The sequence below is a fragment of the Sphingobium sp. JAI105 genome (genome assembly GCF_015752145.1).
GTDB classification, from domain to species: domain Bacteria; phylum Pseudomonadota; class Alphaproteobacteria; order Sphingomonadales; family Sphingomonadaceae; genus Sphingobium; species Sphingobium xenophagum.
Window position 1 is genome coordinate 1,060,632 of record NZ_JADOUC010000001.1, and the last position, 21,390, is coordinate 1,082,021.

The window sequence follows — 21,390 nt, forward strand, 5'->3', positions numbered from 1 at the left end:
CCATATCGGATCATATTTAACCGATTGATCGCCCGGAGGCATTTTCGAACAGACGAAAATGCGTCAGAATCCTTCACTTCACCAGCAGAACAGCAATGAAGAGGTACAACTGATGGTTGACCGGATAGGAGAGATTGAACGCCACATGATCCTGCTTGGGATCAGCAAAAAGGCCATAGCAGACCTTTCAACCATGATTCGTGCGCACGCGACTGTCGCACCGGACGCTGACCCTGCCATCCACCCGCAGGTCTTGACTGCCGAAATAGGGCAAATTGCCCGCACTTTTCATAAATCCTCGCTGCGTCGTGGGGAAGCGTTGCATTATCCCATATCGGACCCTGGCTGGAACATGCTGCTCGCTCTTGTCACGGATGCGACGGAATATCGCACGTCATGCGTCACATCCTTATGTTACGCCAGCGGCTCACCGATGACGACGGCCCTGCGTCACCTCAGCAGGCTTGAACGGGACGGCAAAATTCAGCGGCGCGAAGACCGGCACGATTCTCGCAAATGCGTCATAGAAGCTACGCCGGAGACGCTGGAAATCATGAGAAACCTCATCGTCAGCTTCTGCGTCGAACCGCCCCTTCATTAAGCCGCTCGCCGACCAAACACGCACACACATGGACTTTTCTTACAGGGGCGGCGACAGGCGCGCCCCTATTTGCGCGGCGCCATCCCGCCGAACGTCACGATGCTCTCGCTTCCATCCTTGGCCACGGCCGCCACGCCGATGAAATGATCGTCCACCACCACATCTTTCAGCAGCAGTTCGGTCGCCCCGGTCACCAGCCGGCTATCCGTCCAGTCCTGCGCATCCGCCCGCCGCCAATAGACGCGATAGGCCGCCGCCCCCGGCACTGCGTCCCAGAATACCCGCGTATCCATCGACAGCGCGCCATCCAGCGACACGCTCGCCGGTGCCGCAGGCGCGCTTGCCAGAACACGCAACGCCGCGACATTCAGCGCCGTCACCTTCGCCAGATAGGGAAAATCCATGCCGACAACCGTGTCGCCATAATCGCGCCCACCCTCGACCCGCAGGTCCTGATGCTGCCGGTCGTAATTCTCGATCCCCACCGAAAAACGCACCGCCGGATAGCCCGCCTCCAGCAACGGGGTATGATCGCCACCGCGCCCGAAACGGTCGGGCCGCCGCACCGCAAACACGTCCAGCCCGATCTGCGGATTGGCCTCCGCAATCCCGTCGATCGCCTTGGCCAGCGCCCGCGACGGCCCGTCATCCTCGCCGCCGATGCCGCGCCGGGTCAGCCCCGCCTTGCCATCCTCGGACGATCGTATCCCTTCGGAAAAGACCCGCACCCGGTCCGCCACGATCTGGCCGTTCAGCCCGGTCGTGTTGCCGACAATATCGTTGTTCAGCATCGCCCGCACCTGCCAGCCGCGCGCCTTGGCCGTGTTCGCCAGTAATTTGCCGGACAGCAGCGCGTACACGATCGTCCCGTCAAACGTCTCGCCCGCCAGCACCCGCGCCGCCTCGATCACCAGCGCGCTGCCCGATCCATTGTCGTTCGCGCCCGGTGCATCGCTGGTGAAGTCCATCACGTCGCTGACCCGGCTGTCGATATGCCCCGCGACGAACACCACCTGATTGGGATCGCCCGTCCCGGTCTGGATCGCCAGCACATCGACAATATCCGCGCCATCGGGCACGCGCGGCGCGGTGAAGCGCTCCGACACGCTCTCAACCTTCAGGCAGCCGCCGCACCCCTTGGAAATCCGCGCAAACTCCGCCGCCGCCCAGGCCCGCGCCGCCCCAATCCCGCGCTTGGGATCGGTCGCCGACGACAGCGTATGCCGCGTCCCGAAACTCACCAGCTTCTCGACCGTCGCCTTCAACCGCGCGGGATCGGGCGCCTTCCCCTCCGCCAGCGCGGGCGAAGCCAGAAGCGAAGTCGAAAGCGCCGAAGCAGCGGCGAGCAGGATCAATTTTCTCATGACCCACAGGTCTATCGCCAATCGGACAAGTGTAAAGAGACGAAGCCGGTTCGCCCTCACGCATCAAGTCCCCGTCGCCGCCCTCATCCGTTCGACCTCTTCCACCATCCGCCGCACCCGTCGTACCACCGCAGGGCTATCGGGCCGCTCCTTTTGCGCCGCCGCGCTCGTGCGATAGGCCAGCACCCGGTCGCGATGCCGGGTCAGCAGTTGCAGCGCCAGTTTCAGGTCATGCCCGCGCTTGATCTTGCGGCTCTTCACGCTCCCCTCGCCGTCCAGCAGGATCTCCTCGCTCTCGCTGCCGAACAGGGCTTCGCGCATCAGCATCGCCTCGATCTCGGCATAGCCAATATCCATCGCCCGTTCCCAGTCGGCGGCAAAGCGCCGGTTGCGCTGCCTGCGGTCATAGGCGCTGGTCCGGCACACGCCCGCCACCCGCGCCGCCTCGCTGGTGTTGCAGGTCATCGCCAATGTCTGCAGGAACAGCCGCTCCTGCTCCCTGGTCCATCCATCCTTGCGCGGACGGCGCATTTGCGCGCGCGCTGCGCCCGCCATCTTCCGGCGCGCCGGTTCCAGCATCTGCGCCTCCATCCCTTCCGCCATGCTCGTCCCTTCCCCGCATGCGCCCGGCCAACGCAAAAGGGGCCGACCCGTCCGGATCAGCCCCTTTTTGCGTCGCCCCGTTGGCGACTCACATTTTTCCACTATGGCCATCTCTGCCAGAACAGCGTGACGCTGTCAAGACAAATGTTCCAAATGGGTTATTTTTTGGCCATCAATCCTTCCACCATCGGCGCCTCCAGTTCCAGCGCTTCCGCCACGCTGGGCCACGCCTTCACCGCCTCGATCCACGCCGCGACCTTTGGCCAACGCCCCGTCGCCAGCTGGTCCGAACAATAGCATATGTTGATGATCGGACAGGCCGCCGCCAGATCGGCCAGGGTGAAGCGATCCTCGACCAGCCAGCCCCTATCGGGCAAAACCCCTTCCAGATAGTCGTAGATACGCGGCATTTCCTCCGCCTCGGCCTTGTCCGCCGCCGCCAGATCCTGCGGAAATTTCATCGCGGGTGCCACGACCCGGTTGAAAAATATCTTCTGCCCCGCCGGCTGGACGATCGTGTCGCCAAATTCCTCGAACCATATCGTGCGTGCCCGCGCCTTCGGTTCTGCCGGGATCATCTCCTCGCCGGGGCGCAGGGCATCCATATAGGTTATGATCGCGCTCGAATCGCACAGCAGGAAATCGCCATCTTCCAGTGCCGGAATCTTGCCGAACGGCGATCCCTTCAGATAGCCTTCCGCCCCGCGCCCGAAACCGGCCGCCTCCACCTCTGCCGCAATCCCCTTCTCCGCTGCAAAGACGATAACCTTGCGCACAAAAGGCGAAGGCCGCGCACCATGGATGATCATGCAATCTCTCCTTGTCCTGTTCCGGATCGCAAAATGCCGAAACAGTATCGAAATGCAACTATTTAATGCAGGCGCTCACTCGCCGCCCGCGCCAGCGCCACCCCCGGCACGCGCCACCGACCGCGTATAATCTATCCGTATCCGCACCCAGCTGCCGACCAGCACCTTGCCATTCTCGCGCGGCGGCAGCACCAGAAACTGCCACGCCGCCAGCCGCACCGCGCGGGCAAAGCCGGACCCCAGCGGCGATTCGCCCAGCGTCTGGCAATTATCGACATGATAATGATCGACCGTCTTGCACGCGACCATGCCCCACCCATTGGGCGGCGCATTGGCGGGCAGGAACGGGGAAAGCTCCGCATCGGTGGGCCGCCGATACCATTCGGCGTTGAACAATTGCACGCCGCCTGGCCCCTCGCCCGGTCCCGCGACCGCGGCGCTGTTGCCCTGCCCCGCCGCGCTCGCCCCTTTCGCCGCCTTGGGCATGCGGCCAATATCGGCCGACGCCATCTGCTCCCGATCCAGCGTCAGGAAGGGGAAGGGCGACGGCGGATCTTCGGCGGGCTTGGCGACCGGCACGGGTGGCCGCACCACCGCCTCGGCCTGTTTTGGCGCTGCCGCATCCTCCTTCTCGCGCCGCTCAGCCTTGGGCGCGCGCTTCTGCTCCGTCTCCGCCTTCTGCCCGGTCTCGACGTCGAACGTCACCGGCATCCGGTCGTCCACCTTTTTGGGTTCGGGCTTGGGGGCCAGTGTGAACAGCGCAAGCAGCAGGATAGCGTTCAGCACCAGCGCAAACGCCATGCCGCCCGCGCGTTGCCGCACTCTGGCCCAGGATATGGTTGAAACTGTCAAACGCGCCGACCGAACAGGACTGATGATGGCTCATGCCCAGACGTCGCCGTCCCGTCAACGCCGTCGCGCCAGGCGGAGGCCATGGCCTGCCAGCGCCGCGCCATCGATACGCCATGGATCGCCACCCGCAAAAGGCGCTGGCGACCGGCCATCATCTCGGCTAGGGGTCGGCCCCGATGCTGACCAGGCTTTACCAATGGATGCTGGCGAAAGCCGCCCACCGCCACGCCGAACGCTGGCTGTTCGCCTTCAGCTTTATGGAATCCAGCTTCTTCCCCATCCCGCCGCATCCGCTGCTCGGCCTCATGTGCCTCGCCCGCCCGGAACGCGCGCTGCGATTCGGCTTTATCTGCACCCTGGCATCCGTGCTGGGCGGACTGATGGGCTATGCGATCGGCTATTTCCTCTATGAAACGGTCGGCCAGCAATTGCTCGCAGCGCTCGGCCTTGCGGCCAAATTCCCGGTCGCGGCCTGCTATCTGCGTGAATTCGGGGCGGAAATCATCCTGATCAAGGGCGCGACGCCGATCCCGTTCAAACTGATCACGATCACGGCGGGCTTCATCGGCCTGCCGCTCTTCACCTTCATCTGGGCCAGCCTGCTCAGCCGCGCTTTTCAATTCATGCTGGTCGGCTTTCTGTTCTGGAAATTCGGCCGCCCGATCAAGGCGTTCATCGAAAAATATCTCGCCCTCCTGTCGGGCCTGTTCCTCGTCCTCATCGTCGGCGGCTTCATCGCCGCGTCCATGCTGACCGGCGGCCCCGGCAAGAGCGACAGTTGCAGCGCCGCAACGATGGAATCGATCCGCTGACGTGCTGAAGCAAGCCTTCGCTCGCCATCCCAAAGTCGCGGCGCTGCTGGCGGGGTTCGCCTCCGCCACCGGCTTTGCTCCCCTCAATCTCTGGCCGGTAACGCTCGCCTGCCTGATCGCGCTGATTCTCCTGATCCAGCACGCCCCGGACCGCCGCGCCGCCTTCACCCGTGGCTGGCTCTTCGGGCTTGGCCATTTCACCCTCGGCCTCAACTGGATCGCCCACGCCTTCACCTTTCAGGACATGATGCCGCACTGGTTCGGCTATGGCGCGGTGCTGCTGCTGTCGCTCTATCTGGCGGTCTATCCCGGCCTGGCGACCCTAGGGACATGGTGGTTGTCTCATTCCTCCCCTGCAAGGGGAGGGGGACCACGAAGTGGTGGAGGGGTGTCACCCTATCGTGAGGGCGACACCCCCCCGTCATCGCTACGCGATGCCGCCTCCCCTGCAAGGGGAGGATGGATGGCACTGCCCCCCCTCCTCCTCTTCGCCGCCTTCTGGCTGGGCACGGAATATCTGCGCGCCTGGGCTTTCACCGGCTTCGCCTGGAACCCGCTCGGCGTCACCCTGCTCCCCACCGGCATCGCCATCGCCGCCACCCTGATCGGCACCTATGGGCTGAGCGCCCTCACCATCCTCGCGGCGGGCGCGCTGCTTCTTGCGTTCCAGCGCCACTACCGCCCGGCCGCCGCGATCGCAGCCCCGCTTCTCCTCCTCGCGCTCTGGGGCCATCTCGCCCCCGCCCCGGTCACGCCCCCCGGCGCGCCGCGCGTCCGCGTCGTCCAGCCCAATATCGGCCAGGACCAGAAATATTCGGTCGAAAACGAAGTCGCCAATTTCCGCAAGCTCGCCGCCCTCTCCGGCCAGCCTCGCCCCGCCCCGCGCCTCATTTTCTGGCCCGAAGCCGCCATCCCCGCCTATCTCGACATGGAACCGGGCTGGCGCGCCCGCCTCGCCAGCCTGCTTGGCCCCGGCGACCTGCTGATGACCGGCGCGGACAAGGTCTATTTCAAGCCGGTCGAGGAAAATGGCGTCATCACGCAAAAGCTGGCGGGCGCGAACAACAGTGTCTGGATCGTCACCCCTGACGCCCGCCTGCTTGGCCGCTACAGCAAGGCGCATCTCGTCCCCTATGGCGAATATCTGCCGATGCGGAACATCCTCGAACCGATCGGCCTCTCGCGCCTCGTACCGGGCGATGCCGATTTCTGGCCCGGTCCCGGTCCGCAAAGCCTCCCGCTGCCCGCAACGCTCGGTCGCCCCGACCTCAAAATGGGGGTGCAGATCTGCTATGAGATCATCTTTTCGGGTCAGGTGATCGACCGCGCCAATCGCCCCGATTTTCTCTTCAACCCCTCCAACGACGCCTGGTTCGGCAGCTGGGGTCCGGTCCAGCATCTGGCGCAAGCCCGCCTCCGCGCGCTGGAAGAAGGCATCCCGATCATCCGCTCCACCCCCACCGGCGTCTCCGCGATCATCGACGCGCGCGGCCATGTCGTTCATGCTCTGGGCCTCAACCGCGCCGGTTTCCTCGATTCCGGCCTGCCCCCGCCGCTTGCCCCCACCCTCTTCGCACGGGTCGGCAACTGGGCGCCCTTCGCCCTCATGCTGCTGCTCGCCGGACTGGCCATTGCCATGCAGCGCAGCAAAAGCTAATAGCCACATAAACTATTCTTTATATCGTTTTCCGGTTCAGCCGTTTACGGGAGTCCCATGCGTAACCAATTCCTCTTCACCTCGGAATCCGTGTCCGAAGGCCATCCCGACAAGGTTGCAGACCAGATTTCCGACGCCATCGTCGACCTCTTCCTGTCGAAAGACCCCGAAGCCCGCATCGCCTGCGAAACCCTGACCACGACCCAGCTCGTCGTCCTGGCCGGTGAAATCCGCTGCAAGGGCGTCTATGAAAATGGTGCCTGGGCACCGGGCGCGCAGGAAGAGATCGAAGCCACAGTCCGCGCCACGGTCAGGCGCATCGGCTATGAGCAGGACGGCTTCCACTGGCAGACCTTCCGCTTCGAAAATAATCTCCACGGCCAGTCCGCCCACATCGCGCAGGGCGTCGATGAAAGCGGCAACAAGGATGAAGGCGCTGGCGATCAGGGCATCATGTTCGGCTATGCGTCGGACGAAACCCCCGACCTCATGCCCGCCACCCTCTATTACAGCCACAAGATCCTCGAACGCATGGCCGCCGACCGCCACGCGCAGGTCGTCGACTTCCTCGAACCCGACGCCAAGAGCCAGGTCACGCTCGAATATATCAATGAAAAGCCGGTCCGTGCGACCGCTCTGGTCGTATCGACCCAGCATGCCGCGGGCATGGACAATGACGAAAGCCGCGCCAGGCTGCGCGACTATGTGAAGGGCGTCATGGCCGACATCCTGCCCGAAGGCTGGATGCCCGGCGAAGAAGCGATTTACGTCAACCCGACCGGCCTGTTCGAAATCGGCGGGCCGGACGGCGACGCTGGCCTGACTGGCCGCAAGATCATCGTCGACACCTATGGCGGCGCGTCGCCCCATGGCGGCGGCGCGTTCAGCGGCAAAGACCCGACCAAGGTTGATCGCTCGGCCGCCTATATCACCCGCTACCTCGCCAAGAATATCGTCGCCGCCGGGCTCGCCCGCCGCTGCACGATCCAGCTTTCCTACGCCATCGGCGTCGCCGAACCGCTTTCGCTCTACGTCGACCTGCACGGCACCGGCACTGTCGAAGCCTCGGCGATCGAAGCGGTCCTGCCAACGCTGGTGCGCCTGACGCCCAAGGGCATCCGCACCCATCTCGGCCTCAACAAGCCCATCTACCAGAAAACCGCCGCCTACGGCCATTTCGGCCGCACCCCTGAAGGCGACTATTTCCCCTGGGAAAAGACCGATCTGGTGGACGCGCTCAAGGCCGCTCTGGCCTGATCCAAACAAAGAGGGGCGCGCAAAACGCCCCTCTTTCTTCTCCCCTCCCTTTCAGGGAGGGGAGAAGAACGCGCCTCTCCGAATAGCAAGGCCAAGCCCCCCTTGCCCCCACCCCTCCTGCCCGCTAGTCAGCCGCCCCATGACAGCGCATAAATCCGGCGATCCAACGACCCTTAACCGCCTCTATGGCCGCCAATCGGGCCACAAGCTGCGGCAGGGGCAGCAGGAACTGGTCGACACCCTCCTCCCCGCCATTTCCGTGCCCGAAGAAGGCGACATCACCGCCGCCGCCCTCTTCGGTTACGATCGCCCGCTCCATTTCGAAATCGGCTTTGGCGGGGGCGAACATCTTGCCTATCGCGCAGACATGCTGCCAGACCATGGCTTTATCGGCTGCGAGCCTTTCCTGAACGGCGTCGTCACTGCGCTTGGCCATGTCCGCGACGGTGCGCTCGGCAATGTCCGCCTGCACATGGGCGATGCGCTTGAGGTGCTCAGCCGCATTCCAGACGGCGCCTTGAGCTTCGTCTATCTGCTCCACCCCGACCCCTGGCCCAAGGCGCGCCATGCCAAGCGCCGGATGATGAACCCCGGCCCGGTCGCGATGATCGCCCGCAAGCTCAAGCCGGGTGGCGAATTCCGTTTTGGCACCGATCATCCCATCTATCTGCGCTGGGCGCTGATGGTGATGAACGGCCATCCCGATTTCGACTGGCTGGCCAGCACCCCCGCCGACTTCCTCACCCGCCCCGGCGGCTGGCCCCAGACCCGCTACGAGGCCAAAGCCCGCAAAAAGGGCCATGAAGTCTGGTACTTCCGCTACCGGCGCAAATGAAATCCTCCCCTGCAAGGGGAGGTGGCAGGGCGCAGCCCTGACGGAGGGGTGTCACCCTCTCGATGGGGCAACAGCCAACCCGATGATTGTACCCTGCTCCGTTCGTTTCGAGCGAAGTCGAGAAACGTTGCGCACAGGTTGATGCTTGCCCCCCTAAAACGCCTCCGCCGCCAGCGCCATGATCGCCCCTTCGCCCGCCGCGATGCTCGCCGCCAGCCCGCTTGCCTGCGGCAACACCCGCCGGGCATAATAGTCCGCTACCGCCAGCTTGCCTTGATGCAACGCCGTCTCGCCAGACCCGGCGGCGACCGCCATCCGCGTCCACATCCATCCCATCGCCACCAGCGCGAACAGCCGCAGATAGTCGACCGCCGCGGCCCCGGTCGCGTCCACATCCGCCCCGCGCAGCGCCACCGTCGCCTCGCGCAGCAAGGCCAGCGCCTCGCCCGTCCGCACCGCGATCACCCGGTCGCCCGCCGCCGCCACATCCGCCGCGATCCCGTCGAAAAAGCCCTCGACCACCGCGCCGCCGGCCATGGGCAGCTTGCGCCCGACCAGATCCATCGCCTGCACCCCGTTGGTGCCTTCGTAAATCTGCGCGATCCGGGCATCGCGGACAAATTGCTCCATCCCCCATTCGCGAATGTAGCCATGACCGCCGAACACCTGCTGCGCCTGCACCGCGCATTCAAAGCCATAGTCGGTAAAGGCCGCCTTGATCACCGGCGTCAGCAACGCCACCAGCGCGTCCGCCTGTCCCCGCTCGCCCGCATCCTCATGCGCTTTCGCCCGGTCGAGTTGCAGCGCGGTCCATCCCGCCAGCGCCCGGCCCGCCTCCACGAATGCGCGGACATTCAGCAGCATCCGCCGCACATCGGCATGCTCGATGATCGCCACCGGCCCGCGCGCCCCGTCCGCGCTGCGCCCCTGCAACCGGTCCCGCGCATAGGCAACCGCCTGCTGATAGGCGCCGCCTGCAATCCCCAGTCCCTGAATGCCCACCATCAACCGTTCGGCATTCATCATCGTGAACATCGCCGCCAGCCCGCGATGCGCCTCCCCCACCAGCCAGCCGGTCGCATCATCATAATGCATCACGCAGGTCGGCTGGGCGTGGATGCCCATCTTCTTTTCCAGCGACCCCACCGACATGGCGTTGCGCACGGTAAAACCACCATCGGCATCCGGCAGGAACTTGGGCACCAGGAACAGGCTGATCCCCTTCACGCCGGGTGGCGCATCGGGCAGCCGCGCCAGCACCAGATGGACGATATTGCCGCCAAAATCATGGTCGCCCGACGAAATGAAAATCTTGGTCCCGGCCACCGCATAGCTGCCGTCCCCCTTTGACGTCGCCCGCGTCTTGAGCAGCGCCAGATCGGTCCCCGCCCCGCTCTCGGTCAGCGCCATCGCGCCCGTCCATTCGCCGCTCACCAGCGGCTCCAGATAGGCGGCCTTCAGTTCGTCGCTGGCATGGGCCGCGATCGCCTCGCACGCCCCGCGCGACAGGCCGGGGAACAGGCCGAAGGACAGGTTGGTCGCCGACATCATCTCGTCGAACCAGAGTTGCAGGACAAAGGGCAGCCCCTGCCCGCCATGCGCCGGGTCCGCCGACAGCGACGTCCAGCCACCCTCGGCAAAGTCACGATAGGCCTGCGCAAAACCATCGGGCGTCTGCACCGCGCCATCGACCAGCCGGCTCCCCTGCTCGTCCCCTTCGCGGTTCAGCGGCTGCAAGCGCTCGGCACAGACCTTCCCCGCCTCCTGCAGCACCGCCACCGCCAGATCGGCATCCACCTCTTTCCCCAACTCCGCCATCGCCTGGTCGAAACCCAGTACGTCGTTCAGCAGAAATCGATAATCGTCGATCGGCGGGGTATAGCTTTGCATGGCGGTTCCTCTTCTATCGCGCGAACATTACACCAAACATATGTTACAGTCAATTTTCACCAGCCTGAAAGCCTGCCGCAAACGGCTGGTTCAAGGCCGACGACGAAGGGCGCCCGAAAAAGGGTGCCAGTCTGCAAGCGACTATTTTTGATGGAAGACGGCCGCTAACCTGCACCGGCCAATGCCCACGCAAAAATAAGCGCCGCGGCTGATCCCAGTGCGCTTCTGACGTTATGCAACTTTCCCCACTGGATCAGCATCGCCCGGCTTCCAGCGCCCGCCTCACGCTCCGACATCGCCATCAAGCGTTTGTTGACTGGCATGATGATGAAGAGCGTAAACGGCCAGTTGGCGAGTATCAGGTTGCTTCCCGCAAACCACCGCCAATCGGCAGAGTAATATCCAACGATCAGGCCCGCCAAGCCGCTGGCGACGGCCAGCCCAGACTGGATTGGAAGCGCCCGCTTGTAGCTGGGCTGCCACTGCATCAGCAGAGGACCGTCTGCTAGTCCGACACGCGCCGGATGTTCGACGAGGCTTATATAGAGTGCAGCGCCAGCAAACAGCGCGGCGAAAAGAAGTGCAGCTATCGAGAGCTGAAACATGAACATTCCTCGGCATCAGCCGGGAAGGCGCGAAACACAGAGCAGCGCCTTCCCAACGAGTTGGGTTGACGCCGTGGCTGGGAAGAACCCGATGAACGGGCGCAGGAGCTACCGACCTGCAACTCTATTTTCGGCAACCGAAAAATGACCGGAAATGATGTCAATTGCAAGGCTCGGAATGTCTGCAAGAGGGTGACTGCTGCCGAACGATTTTATACCGCATCACGTCAGCCCTTCCCCTCAGGCGACATTCCACGACCACCACCGTCCGCCGCCCGCTAATCCCGCGGCTTGTGCGACGACAGCAGGTAGCGCCAGACGCCGACCATATTGATGCCCAGCATGGCGACATTCTGCCAGCCTATCCCCTCGCTGTCCTGCGCCAGAAACCCCCACAGGATCAGCGCAATCGAACTGGTGACGAACAGTACGAACGCCCATCCGGTCACGCGCCGCCCGATGTTGAGCGACACCAGCAACGCCGCCAGCGTCGCCGCCGCCGCGCCATAATATTGCAGCCCCGTCAGCACAGCCTCATCCATCCCGCCCCAACGCGCTGCCGCCCGCCAAGGTTGCAGCCAGGCCCCGCCCCCTCTAGGCAGGCTGCATGATCGCCAGCATTGACCCGTTCCACGCCATCGCCATCAGCCGCGAAGCCCACAGGCTCGAAGCGGCGGGCCGCTCCATCCTTCACATGGAATTTGGCCAGCCCTCCACCGGCGCGCCGGCCGCGTCCATCGCCATGGCCCATCATGTGCTGGATACCGACCCGATGGGCTATTGGGAAAGCCAGCCGCTCAAGGACCGGATCGCCCGCCATTATCGCGACAGCTATGGTCTCGCCATCGATGCCGAACGCATCCTGCTCACCTGCGGTGCGTCCCCCGGCCTGGTCCTTGCGCTGACCAGCCTGTTCGCACCCGGCGCGCGCGTCGCCACCGCCCGCCCCGGCTATGTCGCCTATCGCAACACGCTCAAGGCGCTCTATCTCTCCCCCGTGGAGGTCGCCTGCGGTCCGGCGGAACGCTATCAGATCAGCGCCGACGCGCTCGCCGCGCTCGATCCAGCGCCCGACGGCCTCATCGTGGCCAGCCCGGCCAACCCCACCGGCACCATCATCCCCGCCGACGAACTGGCCCGCATCGCCGCGACCTGCGCCGCGCGCGGCATCGCCATCGTCTCGGATGAAATCTATCACGGGCTGTCCTTTGGCGACCCGGCCCGCTCGATGCTGGAATTCGCGCCCGACGCGATCATCGTCAACAGCTTCTCCAAATATTTCAGCATGGCCGGCTGGCGTCTGGGCTGGATCGTCGTGCCGCCTGTCCTGATCGACGCCGCCCGCGCCCGCATGGGCAACCTGTTCCTCACGCCCCCAGTCCTGGCTCAGCAGGCCGGGCTACAGGCGTTTGAGGAAAGCGCCGAACTGGACGGCCATGTCGCCACCTACCGCCGCAACCGCCAGTTGCTGCTCGACGCCCTGCCCGCGCTCGGCCTCGCCAGCATCGCCCCGCCCGATGGCGCATTCTATCTATACGCCGACATCAGCCATCTGACCGACGACAGCCTGGCCTTCTGCCACCGCCTGCTACAGGACACCGGCGTCGCCACCGCGCCCGGCATAGATTTCGATCCGGTCGAAGGGCGCCACTTCATCCGCTTCAGCTTCGCCGTCTCCACCGACCGGGTAGAGGATGCCATCGCCCGGATGGTGCCATGGTTTCAGGCGCAAGGCAGGCGTTGAACGCTGGAAATCCTCCTCTGCAAGGGCAGGCTTTTCGCATATGAACTGCCTCCTCCTTCATCGTCATCCTGAACTCGTTTCAGGATCCATTTCTCCTTACGAGCGGCGGCCTGTGGGGCAGGATGGATGCTGAAATAAATTCAGCATGACGTTGGATGGATAGCGGAAAGTCATATGCAACCGCCCTGCCCTTCCATGGAAGGATGCACTTCGATCTGAATTGCAATGTCGGAAACAAAGTCCGGCCAAAAAATGGTGCGGGCGGTCGGAATCGAACCGACACTCCTTGCGGAACCGGATTTTGAGTCCGGCGCGTCTACCAGTTTCACCACGCCCGCACGGCCTGGGAGCCGCCAAATGACAAAATCCGGCTCCCTCGTCCAGCCGAAAATCAGTCCGGCCCATATTCATCGCCCAAAGCGCCACGCCCGCCAGACTTTCACCATGCGATAGCAAGCCGTTGCAGCATTGCCGCCGGGACGATAGCCTCCTTGCGCTATCATCCGCGCGCGCTATAAGGGCGTCATCGTGCAGATATAGATATGTTCAACGGAAAAGGACCATCCTTTGGCCGAATCATCTGCTACGTTCCTATTATTCGGCGCTACGGGGGATCTCGCGCGACGGATGATCTTCCCTTCGCTCTATAATCTCCTGTCCGACGGGCTGCTGCCTGACGATTTCCTGATCGTCGCTTCCGGCCGGTCGGAACTGGACGACGACGCCTTTCGCGACGATGTCGATGCGGCGCTGCGCCAGTTTCTGGCGGCCGACCGCTATGACAGCCAAGTCGCCGCCACCTTCCGCGCGATGATCTGCTATCAGCCGGTGGAGGCAGGCAATGCGACCCAGTTCGCCGCCCTTGCCGATCGGATCGACGGGCGGCTGGAACGCGGCCTGTCGGTCTATCTCTCCACCCCGCCATCGCTGTTCGCCCCCACGGCGCAGGGTCTGGCGGACGCCGGCCTCATCACCCCGCTCACCCGGATCGCGATGGAAAAGCCGATCGGCAAGGATCTGGCCTCCTCCAAACAGGTCAATGACGGCATCGGCGCGCTGTTCGAAGAGGATCAGATTTTCCGCGTCGATCATTATCTGGGCAAGGAAACCGTCCAGAACCTGCTGGCGCTGCGTTTTGGCAATCTGATGTTCGAACCCTTGTGGAACGCGACCGGCATCGACCATGTCCAGATCACTGTCGGCGAAACCGTGGGCCTGGAAGGCCGCGTCTCCTATTATGACGGCGTCGGCGCGCTGCGCGACATGGTTCAGAACCATATGCTCCAGATCCTGTCGATCATCGCCATGGAGCCGCCCGCCCGCATGGACCCGACCGCGGTGCGCGATGAAAAGGTGAAGGCGCTGCGCTCGCTGCGCCCGATGACCGCCGAAACCGTCAAGACCCATAGCGTGCGCGGCCAATATACGCCGGGCGCCGTGGGCGGCCAGATCGTCACCGGCTATGCCGACGAACTGGGCAAGCCCTCGACCACGGAAACCTTCGTCGCGGTAAAAGCCTATATCGACAATTGGCGCTGGCAGGGCGTCCCCTTCTACCTGCGCACCGGCAAGCGGATGCCGGAACGCCAGTCCGAAATCATGATCCAGTTCAAGCCGGTCCGGCACTCCATCTTCGGGCGGGACGGCCATGGATCGGGGCTTGAATCCAACACGATGGTCATCCGCCTCCAGCCCGAAGAATATATCCGCCTGACCATCATGTCGAAACGGCCGGGCCTCGAACGACAGGTGCATCTCGACGAAGTGACGCTCGACGTCTCGCTGACCGCCGCCTTTGCCGGGCAGCGCCGCCGCATCGCCTATGAACGGCTGATCCTCGATCTTCTGGCCGGCGATCCCACCCTGTTCGTCCGCCGCGACGAGGTGGAGGCGCAATGGACCTGGATCGATTCGATCATCGACGGGTGGAAGGAAGCGAATATGAAACCCGCCCCCTATTCTTCCGGGAACTGGGGCCCATCCTCGGCCATTGCCCTTATCGAACGTGACGGAGCCAGCTGGCATGACTGAACTGAACCCCATCATCGCCAAGGTGACGGAACGCATCGTAAAGCGCAGCGCCAGGAGCCGCCGCCACTATCTCGACCTTATCGAGCGTGGCCGCGACGCTGGCACCAACCGCGATCAGCTAAGCTGCGGCAACCTCGCCCATGCCTTTGCCGCTAGTGGCGAGGACAAGCCGGTCATCCGCACCGGCGCGGCGATGAATATCGGTATCGTCACGGCCTATAACGACATGCTCTCGGCGCATCAGCCCTATGGCCGCTATCCCGAAGCGATCAAGCTGGCCGCCCGCGAAGTCGGCGCCACGGCCCAGGTGGCGGGCGGCGTGCCCGCCATGTGCGACGGCGTGACCCAGGGGCAGGCGGGCATGGACCTTTCGCTCTTCAGCCGCGACACGATCGCGCTGTCGACCGCCATCTCGCTGTCCCACGCCATGTTCGAAGGCGTCGCCCTGCTCGGCATCTGCGACAAGATCGTGCCCGGCCTGCTGATCGGCGCGCTGCGCTTTGGCCATCTGCCCACCATCCTGATCCCCGCCGGGCCGATGCCCTCTGGCCTTGCCAACAAGGAAAAGGTCCGCATCCGCCAGCTTTATGCCGAAGGGAAAGTGGGCAAGGACGAACTGCTCGAATCCGAAAGCGCCAGCTATCACGGCGCTGGCACCTGCACCTTCTATGGCACGGCGAACAGCAACCAGATGATGATGGAAGTGATGGGCCTCCACATGCCCGCCGCTGCCTTCGTCAATCCCGGCACGAAGCTGCGCCAGGAACTCACCCGCGCCGCGACGCACCGGCTGGCGTCGATCGGCTGGGCCAAAGACGGACAACCAAATGACGATTATCGTCCCCTGGGTCACTGCGTGGATGAAAAGGCGATCGTCAACGCCATCATCGGCCTGATGGCGACCGGTGGCTCCACCAACCATGCCATCCACCTGCCCGCCATCGCCCGCGCCGCCGGGATCAGCATCGACTGGACCGATTTCGCCGAAATCTCCGATGCCGTCCCGCTGCTCGCCCGCGTCTATCCCAATGGTTCCGGCGACGTGAACCATTTCCACGCCGCTGGCGGCATGAGCTATATCATTCGCGAACTGCTCGACAATGGCCTGCTCCATCGCGACATCATGACCGTCGCGCGCGGTGACCTCACCGATTATGGCAAGGAACCCGTGCTGGAAAATGCAGCGCTCCAGTGGCGCGACGTCCCCGCCTCGCGCGATGAAAACATGCTCCGCCCCGTTGCCAATCCGTTCAGCGCCGATGGCGGGATGAAGCTGCTGGCGGGCAATCTGGGCCGCTGCGTCATGAAGGTCAGCGCCGTCGATCCCGCGCTCTGGACCATCGAGGCGCCAGCCGCGATATTCCACGATCAGGACGACGTCCTGCGCGCCTTCAAGGCGGGCGAACTGGAACGCGACGTCGTGGTCGTCGTCCGCTTCCAGGGGCCAAAGGCCAACGGCATGCCCGAACTGCACAAGCTGACGCCTGCGCTTGGCGTACTGCAGGATCGCGGGTTCAAGGTCGCGCTGGTGACCGACGGGCGCATGTCCGGCGCATCCGGCAAGGTGCCCGCCGCCATCCATCTTTCGCCCGAAGCCTTGGGCGGCGGCGCCATCGGCAAGCTGCGCGATGGCGATCTCGTCCGGGTCTGCGCGCAGAGCGGCACCATCGACGCGCTGGTCGACACCGCGACTTGGGACGCGCGCGACATCCCCGCCACGCCGCCCCCGCCCTATGACACCGGCCGCGAACTGTTCGCCCTGTTCCGCCATCATAGCGACCTGGCCGAACAGGGGGCGTCCCCCATTCTCGCCGCCATGGAAGCCGAACTATAATCTCCACCGTCATCCCGGCCAACGCCGGGATCTCTCTTCTGCTTGCGCCACGCAAAGGAAGAGGGATGCCAGCCTGCGCTGGCATGACGGACATAATGATAGGATGCCCTGATGACCAACATCATCGCTGCCGACATTGGCGGCACCAACGCCCGCTTCGCGCGCGCCTCGCTCGATGAAAGCGGCGTGCCGACGCTCGGCACGGTGCGCAAATATAAGGTCGCCGACTATTCCAGCCTGCAATCCTGCTGGGCCGCCTTCACGCAGGATGAGGCGGACAGCGGCGCGGGCGACCTGCCCGACGCCGTCTCCATCGCCTTCGCCACCGCCATTGGCCGCGACGTCATCAAGCTGACCAACTCCAGCTGGGTGATCCGCGCCGATACGCTGGCCGAGGATCTGGGCGTTCGCACGGTCAAGCTGGTCAATGATTTCGAAGCGGTCGCCCATGCCGTCTCTCGCCTTCCGCAAGACAATCTGCCCTTGCTGTTCGGCGAGGATCGCCCCTTCCCCCGCGATGGCGGCGTCACCATCCTTGGCCCCGGCACCGGCCTTGGCGTTGCGATGATCGCCTATGACAATGGCCACCCCCACGTCATCGCGACCGAGGGTGGCCATCTCGATTTCGCCCCGCTCGACAGTCTGGAAGAAAAAATCCTCGCCTATCTGCGCGACAAATTCCTGCGCGTTTCGACCGAGCGGATCGTGTCCGGCCCCGGCCTCAACAATATCTACAAGGCGATGGCGACGATCGGCCATCATCGCGTGATGTTGATGGAAGACCCCGAATTGTGGCAGGCGGCGCTCGATGACAGCGATGCCTTCGCCCGCAATGCGCTCGAACGCTTCTGCCTCTGCTACGGCTCGGTCGCCGGCGATCTTGCGCTGGCCCATGGTCCCCATGCCGTCGTGCTGGCCGGTGGCCTGACCCAGCGGATGCGCGATTTCCTGCCGCACAGCGGCTTCCACACCCGTTTCAAGGCCAAGGGCCGGTTCGAAAGCCTGATGGCATCCGTTCCGATCCGCATGGCCGTCCATGATGAAATCGGCCTTTTCGGGGCCGCCGCCGCCTTCAGGGAGCAATGATTATGAGCGAATTGACCGTCGAACAGGTGATGGAGCTGGCCCCGGTGATCCCGGTGCTGGTGGTCGATCGGGTGGAGGACGCCCTCACCATCGCCCGCGCGCTCGTCGCCGGTGGCCTGCCCGCGCTCGAAGTCACGCTGCGCACCCCCGCCGCGCTCGACGTGATCCGCGAAATGAGCCAGGTGGAAGGCGCTGTCGTCGGCGCCGGCACCGTCCTCAATCCCGATCAGCTCGACGCCGCGATGGCGGCAGGCGCGCGCTTCGTCGTCAGCCCCGGCCTGACCGAACCGCTGGGCAAGGCCGCGATCGCCGCGAACATCCCCTTCCTGCCCGGCACCGCCACGGCGGGCGACATCATGCGCGGCATGGACATGGGCCTGACCCATTTCAAATTCTTCCCCGCCGAAACATCGGGCGGCCTGCCCGCGCTCAAGGCGCTTGCCGCGCCGCTGCACACCGCCCGTTTCTGCCCGACCGGCGGCATCACGCTGGAAAGCGCGCCGACATGGCTGGCCCAGCCCTTCATCAAATGCGTCGGCGGCAGCTGGGTCGTGCCCAAGGGGCCGGTCGACGGCGCGAAGATCGAGCAACTGGCGCGCGCCGCCGCCGCCCTCCCGCGCGGATGATCGTGCGCGGGTGACGGGGCCATTGCGCGCCGTCACCCGCCACCCTAGATGCAGGTTCATGATGACCCGTCGGCTGCTGCCCTATCTCGCCCTGCTCCTGTCCGGCTGCACCGGCGGACAGCTGACCTATCCCTCGCTTGCCAAGCGGCCAATCGAGAGCGCCCCGGTCGCGCAGGCCGCGCCACCCCCCGCCCCGGTCGCCGCCGATGCTCAGTTGACCGAGCAGATCGCCCGCTTCACGGCGCAGGCGGAAACCGGCCGGACCGGCTTCGATGCTGCCTATGCCAAAGCGGAAAAAGCCGCCCGCGCCGCATCTGGATCGTCCGTCTCCAGCGACGCCTGGGTCGCCGCGCAGGTCGCGATCAGCGCGCTGGAAACCGCCCGCAACGACAGCGTTTCCGCCCTCGCCAGCCTCGACACCCTCTATGTCAATCGCACCAGCGCCATTGCCGATGGCAAGGAAAGCGGCGGCCTAGACGCCCTCGACACCGCCCGCACCACGGCCCTCGCCATCGTCGACAGCCAGAATGACCGCATCGACGCGCTCAAGGGACAACTGGCCCAGCCCTAGGGCGGAATAAACCCCACTCCGTTCGTTTCGAGCGAAGTCGAGAAACCTGGGCGCGACGTTTCTCGACTTCGCTCGAAACGAACGGGTTAGGTTAGAGTCATGCGCCCTAAACCGCGTCCACCGCTGCCTTATGCGCCCGCGCATAGTCGACATAGCGCGCCGCGCCGCCGCTCAGCTTCTTCACCATCTCGTCGGACAGGTCGCGCATATATTTGGCCGGTCGCCCCGCCCATAATTGCCGCCCCTGCAGCCGCTTGCCCGGCGACAGCAACGCTCCCGCCGCCAGCATCCCGTCACTCTCGATCACGCATCCGTCCATGACGATCGCGCCCAGCCCGACAAACGCCCGGTCCTCCAGCGTGCAGCCATGCACCATCGCCATATGGCCGATCAGCACATCATCCCCGATGATGGTCGGCCATCCTTCCAGTGGCCGATCGATCCCGTCGCCGGGGCTGTCGCAATGGATCACCGTGCCGTCCTGCACATTGCTGCGCGCGCCGATCCGTATCCGGTTCACATCGGCGCGGATGACGCAATTATACCAGATGCTCGCATCCTCGCCGATCTCGACATCGCCGATGATCCGGCATCCCGGCGCGATGAAGGCGCTGGGGTGGATGACCGGCGTCTTGCCCTTGAACGGGACGATGCTGACGCCCGGATAATCGCTCATCTCAAGCTCCCAGCAGCCGCGCCGCATGCAGCGCATGATAGGTCAGGACGCCCGAACAGCCCGCCCGCTTGAACGCCATCAGTGTTTCGAGCACCAGCGCGTCGCGGTCCCCCGCGCCAGCGGCGGCGGCATGTTCGATCATCGCATATTCGCCCGACACCTGATAGGCGAACACCGGCACCGCGAACTGGTCCTTCACACGGGCGATGATGTCCAGATAGGGCAGCCCCGGCTTCACCATCACGCTGTCCGCCCCCTCGGCCAGGTCCAGCGCCACCTCGCGCAACGCCTCTTGCCCATTGGCCGGGTCCATCTGGTAATTTTTCTTGTCGCCCTTCAGCAACCCGCGCGATCCCACCGCATCGCGGAACGGCCCGTAGAATGCGCTCGCATATTTGGCCGCATAGGACATGATCTGGACATTGACATGGCCCTCGCGCTCCAGCGCCGCGCGGATCGCGCCGACCCGCCCGTCCATCATGTCGCTGGGCGCAATGATGTCCGCCCCCGCCGCCGCCTGATTGAGCGACTGGCCAATCAGCAAATGGACGGTCGCATCGTTGAGGACATAGCCCCCATCGTCCAGCAGCCCGTCCTGTCCATGCGCGGTATAGGGGTCCAGCGCCACGTCGGTCAGCACGCCAATGTCCGGCACCGCATCCTTGATCGCCCGGATCGCCCGGCACATCAGATTGTCGGGGTTCAGCGCCTCCGCGCCGTCGTCGCTGCGCCGCTCGGCCTGCGTATTGGGGAACAGCGCCAGGCAAGGAATGCCCGCATCCCGCGCTTCCCGCGCCCGCGCGACGATGCCATCCACCGACCATCGCGACACGCCCGGCAGCGCCCCGATCGGCTCCTCCACCCCCTCGCCCTCGGTCACGAACAGGGGCCAGATGAAATCGCTAGGCGACAGGCGATTTTCCGCAAACATCGCCCGGCTCCACGCCGAAGCCCGTGCGCGCCGCATCCGCAGCGCCGGATAGGAAGATTGGGTCATGGCGCGGGTCTAGGCGCGCGAAGCCGGGGGATCAAGCCAGAGTGATCGAACACAGGCCAGCGCCCCGCTCCCCTCGACAGGAAGGCCGCTCCATCCCCCATCCCCCATCCCCCATTCCCCTGCGCCTGCCCCTGCGATAGAAGGCCCTCATGCGCGCCATCCACCATATCGCCGTCATCTGTTCCGACTATGCCCGCTCGCGCGCCTTTTACCGCGACATATTGCAGTTGCCGGTGATCCGCGAAGTCTGGCGCGCCGAGCGCCAGTCATGGAAGTGCGATCTTGACGCAGGCAATGCCCAGATCGAGCTGTTTTCCTTCCCCAATCCGCCTGCCCGCACCAGCCGCCCCGAAGCCTGCGGCCTGCGGCACCTTGCCTTCACCGTCGCCAATATCGATGCGGAAGTGGCACGGCTCGACGCCGCCGGGGTCGCGTGCGAACCGATCCGGATCGATGAATATACGGGCCAGCGCTTCACCTTCTTCACCGACCCTGACGGACTGCCGCTCGAACTTTATGAGCAACCAGCGCCCTGACCGC

General features: G+C 64.6%; 22 protein-coding genes and 1 tRNA gene. 13 read left to right on the forward strand and 10 right to left on the reverse strand.

The features are described 5' to 3' along the window. Positions 1 to 58 precede the first annotated feature (58 nt). A complete protein-coding gene (locus tag IWY39_RS04975; RefSeq protein ID WP_107125241.1) occupies positions 59 to 601 on the forward strand; it encodes a hypothetical protein in 543 nt (180 codons plus the stop codon). Positions 602 to 666: 65 nt separating this feature from the next. Here IWY39_RS04975 and IWY39_RS04980 read toward each other — a convergent pair whose 3' ends face one another. The 4 genes from IWY39_RS04980 to IWY39_RS04995 all read right to left on the reverse strand — a co-directional run bounded on the left by IWY39_RS04980 (position 667) and on the right by IWY39_RS04995 (position 4,178). Beyond that, complete coding sequence (locus IWY39_RS04980; RefSeq protein WP_107125240.1) at positions 667 to 1,965, reverse strand: M28 family peptidase; 1,299 nt, start codon at positions 1,963 to 1,965, stop codon at positions 667 to 669. 63 nt (positions 1,966 to 2,028) lie between these two features. Beyond that, positions 2,029 to 2,568 carry a hypothetical protein gene (locus tag IWY39_RS04985; RefSeq protein WP_196871399.1) on the reverse strand — a complete coding sequence of 180 codons (540 nt, stop codon included), beginning with the start codon at positions 2,566 to 2,568 and terminating at the stop codon, positions 2,029 to 2,031. A 158-nt stretch (positions 2,569 to 2,726) separates the two neighbouring features. Next, positions 2,727 to 3,377: a glutathione S-transferase family protein gene (locus IWY39_RS04990; RefSeq protein WP_107125238.1), complete on the reverse strand. Its 651-nt coding sequence runs from the start codon at positions 3,375 to 3,377 to the stop codon at positions 2,727 to 2,729. A gap of 75 nt (positions 3,378 to 3,452) precedes the next feature. Continuing rightward, positions 3,453 to 4,178 carry a hypothetical protein gene (locus IWY39_RS04995; RefSeq protein WP_107125237.1) on the reverse strand — a complete coding sequence of 242 codons (726 nt, stop codon included), beginning with the start codon at positions 4,176 to 4,178 and terminating at the stop codon, positions 3,453 to 3,455. Positions 4,179 to 4,261: 83 nt separating this feature from the next. On the opposite strand from IWY39_RS04995, the gene IWY39_RS24305 reads away from it, so the two are divergent. From IWY39_RS24305 to trmB, 5 genes are all read left to right on the forward strand, one after another. After that, positions 4,262 to 4,393: a hypothetical protein gene (locus tag IWY39_RS24305; protein ID WP_261375936.1), complete on the forward strand. Its 132-nt coding sequence runs from the start codon at positions 4,262 to 4,264 to the stop codon at positions 4,391 to 4,393. A gap of 12 nt (positions 4,394 to 4,405) precedes the next feature. Continuing rightward, positions 4,406 to 5,041 carry a YqaA family protein gene (locus IWY39_RS05000; protein ID WP_017184525.1) on the forward strand — a complete coding sequence of 212 codons (636 nt, stop codon included), beginning with the start codon at positions 4,406 to 4,408 and terminating at the stop codon, positions 5,039 to 5,041. A 1-nt stretch (position 5,042) separates the two neighbouring features. Beyond that, positions 5,043 to 6,698: an apolipoprotein N-acyltransferase gene (gene lnt / locus IWY39_RS05005; protein WP_107125236.1), complete on the forward strand. Its 1,656-nt coding sequence runs from the start codon at positions 5,043 to 5,045 to the stop codon at positions 6,696 to 6,698. A 57-nt stretch (positions 6,699 to 6,755) separates the two neighbouring features. Continuing rightward, positions 6,756 to 7,955 (forward strand): methionine adenosyltransferase, encoded by a 1,200-nt coding sequence (gene metK / locus IWY39_RS05010; protein WP_107125235.1) that lies wholly within the window; start codon positions 6,756 to 6,758, stop codon positions 7,953 to 7,955. A 139-nt stretch (positions 7,956 to 8,094) separates the two neighbouring features. Beyond that, positions 8,095 to 8,790: a tRNA (guanine(46)-N(7))-methyltransferase TrmB gene (gene trmB / locus IWY39_RS05015; RefSeq protein WP_107125234.1), complete on the forward strand. Its 696-nt coding sequence runs from the start codon at positions 8,095 to 8,097 to the stop codon at positions 8,788 to 8,790. Positions 8,791 to 8,943: 153 nt separating this feature from the next. On the opposite strand, the gene IWY39_RS05020 is transcribed toward trmB, so the two are convergent. From IWY39_RS05020 to IWY39_RS05030, 3 genes are all read right to left on the reverse strand, one after another. Further along, positions 8,944 to 10,680 (reverse strand): acyl-CoA dehydrogenase family protein, encoded by a 1,737-nt coding sequence (locus IWY39_RS05020; protein WP_107125233.1) that lies wholly within the window; start codon positions 10,678 to 10,680, stop codon positions 8,944 to 8,946. 164 nt (positions 10,681 to 10,844) lie between these two features. Next, positions 10,845 to 11,285 (reverse strand): DUF1772 domain-containing protein, encoded by a 441-nt coding sequence (locus IWY39_RS05025; protein WP_107125282.1) that lies wholly within the window; start codon positions 11,283 to 11,285, stop codon positions 10,845 to 10,847. Positions 11,286 to 11,563: 278 nt separating this feature from the next. Next, a complete protein-coding gene (locus IWY39_RS05030; RefSeq protein ID WP_017183673.1) occupies positions 11,564 to 11,827 on the reverse strand; it encodes a hypothetical protein in 264 nt (87 codons plus the stop codon). 65 nt (positions 11,828 to 11,892) lie between these two features. Here IWY39_RS05030 and IWY39_RS05035 point away from each other — a divergent pair, with 65 nt between their 5' ends. Further along, on the forward strand, positions 11,893 to 13,029 hold the full coding sequence (locus tag IWY39_RS05035) for a pyridoxal phosphate-dependent aminotransferase (protein ID WP_107125231.1): 1,137 nt from the start codon (positions 11,893 to 11,895) through the stop codon (positions 13,027 to 13,029). Between the two features lie 253 nt (positions 13,030 to 13,282). Here IWY39_RS05035 and IWY39_RS05040 read toward each other — a convergent pair. Further along, a tRNA-Leu gene (locus tag IWY39_RS05040) sits at positions 13,283 to 13,367 on the reverse strand. A 229-nt stretch (positions 13,368 to 13,596) separates the two neighbouring features. On the opposite strand from IWY39_RS05040, the gene zwf reads away from it, so the two are divergent. The 5 genes from zwf to IWY39_RS05065 all read left to right on the forward strand — a co-directional run bounded on the left by zwf (position 13,597) and on the right by IWY39_RS05065 (position 19,177). Further along, positions 13,597 to 15,060: a glucose-6-phosphate dehydrogenase gene (gene zwf / locus IWY39_RS05045; protein ID WP_026002580.1), complete on the forward strand. Its 1,464-nt coding sequence runs from the start codon at positions 13,597 to 13,599 to the stop codon at positions 15,058 to 15,060. Beyond that, complete coding sequence (edd, locus tag IWY39_RS05050; RefSeq protein WP_107125230.1) at positions 15,053 to 16,894, forward strand: phosphogluconate dehydratase; 1,842 nt, start codon at positions 15,053 to 15,055, stop codon at positions 16,892 to 16,894. The genes zwf and edd overlap by 8 nt, the downstream gene beginning before the upstream one ends. Positions 16,895 to 17,005: 111 nt before the next feature. Next, positions 17,006 to 17,980, forward strand: coding sequence for a glucokinase (gene glk, locus IWY39_RS05055; RefSeq protein WP_019052660.1), 975 nt, complete (start codon positions 17,006 to 17,008; stop codon positions 17,978 to 17,980). A 2-nt stretch (positions 17,981 to 17,982) separates the two neighbouring features. Continuing rightward, positions 17,983 to 18,606 carry a bifunctional 4-hydroxy-2-oxoglutarate aldolase/2-dehydro-3-deoxy-phosphogluconate aldolase gene (gene eda, locus IWY39_RS05060; protein WP_026149598.1) on the forward strand — a complete coding sequence of 208 codons (624 nt, stop codon included), beginning with the start codon at positions 17,983 to 17,985 and terminating at the stop codon, positions 18,604 to 18,606. A 58-nt stretch (positions 18,607 to 18,664) separates the two neighbouring features. Continuing rightward, positions 18,665 to 19,177 (forward strand): hypothetical protein, encoded by a 513-nt coding sequence (locus IWY39_RS05065; protein WP_017184182.1) that lies wholly within the window; start codon positions 18,665 to 18,667, stop codon positions 19,175 to 19,177. A gap of 106 nt (positions 19,178 to 19,283) precedes the next feature. On the opposite strand, the gene IWY39_RS05070 is transcribed toward IWY39_RS05065, so the two are convergent. Together IWY39_RS05070 and hemB are read right to left on the reverse strand one after the other, a co-directional pair. Further along, positions 19,284 to 19,853, reverse strand: coding sequence for a gamma carbonic anhydrase family protein (locus IWY39_RS05070; RefSeq protein ID WP_181316778.1), 570 nt, complete (start codon positions 19,851 to 19,853; stop codon positions 19,284 to 19,286). Between the two features lies 1 nt (position 19,854). Further along, a complete protein-coding gene (gene hemB, locus IWY39_RS05075; protein WP_107125228.1) occupies positions 19,855 to 20,850 on the reverse strand; it encodes a porphobilinogen synthase in 996 nt (331 codons plus the stop codon). A gap of 149 nt (positions 20,851 to 20,999) precedes the next feature. Here hemB and gloA2 point away from each other — a divergent pair, with 149 nt between their 5' ends. Further along, a complete protein-coding gene (gloA2, locus tag IWY39_RS05080; RefSeq protein ID WP_107125227.1) occupies positions 21,000 to 21,386 on the forward strand; it encodes an SMU1112c/YaeR family gloxylase I-like metalloprotein in 387 nt (128 codons plus the stop codon). Positions 21,387 to 21,390 lie beyond the last annotated feature (4 nt).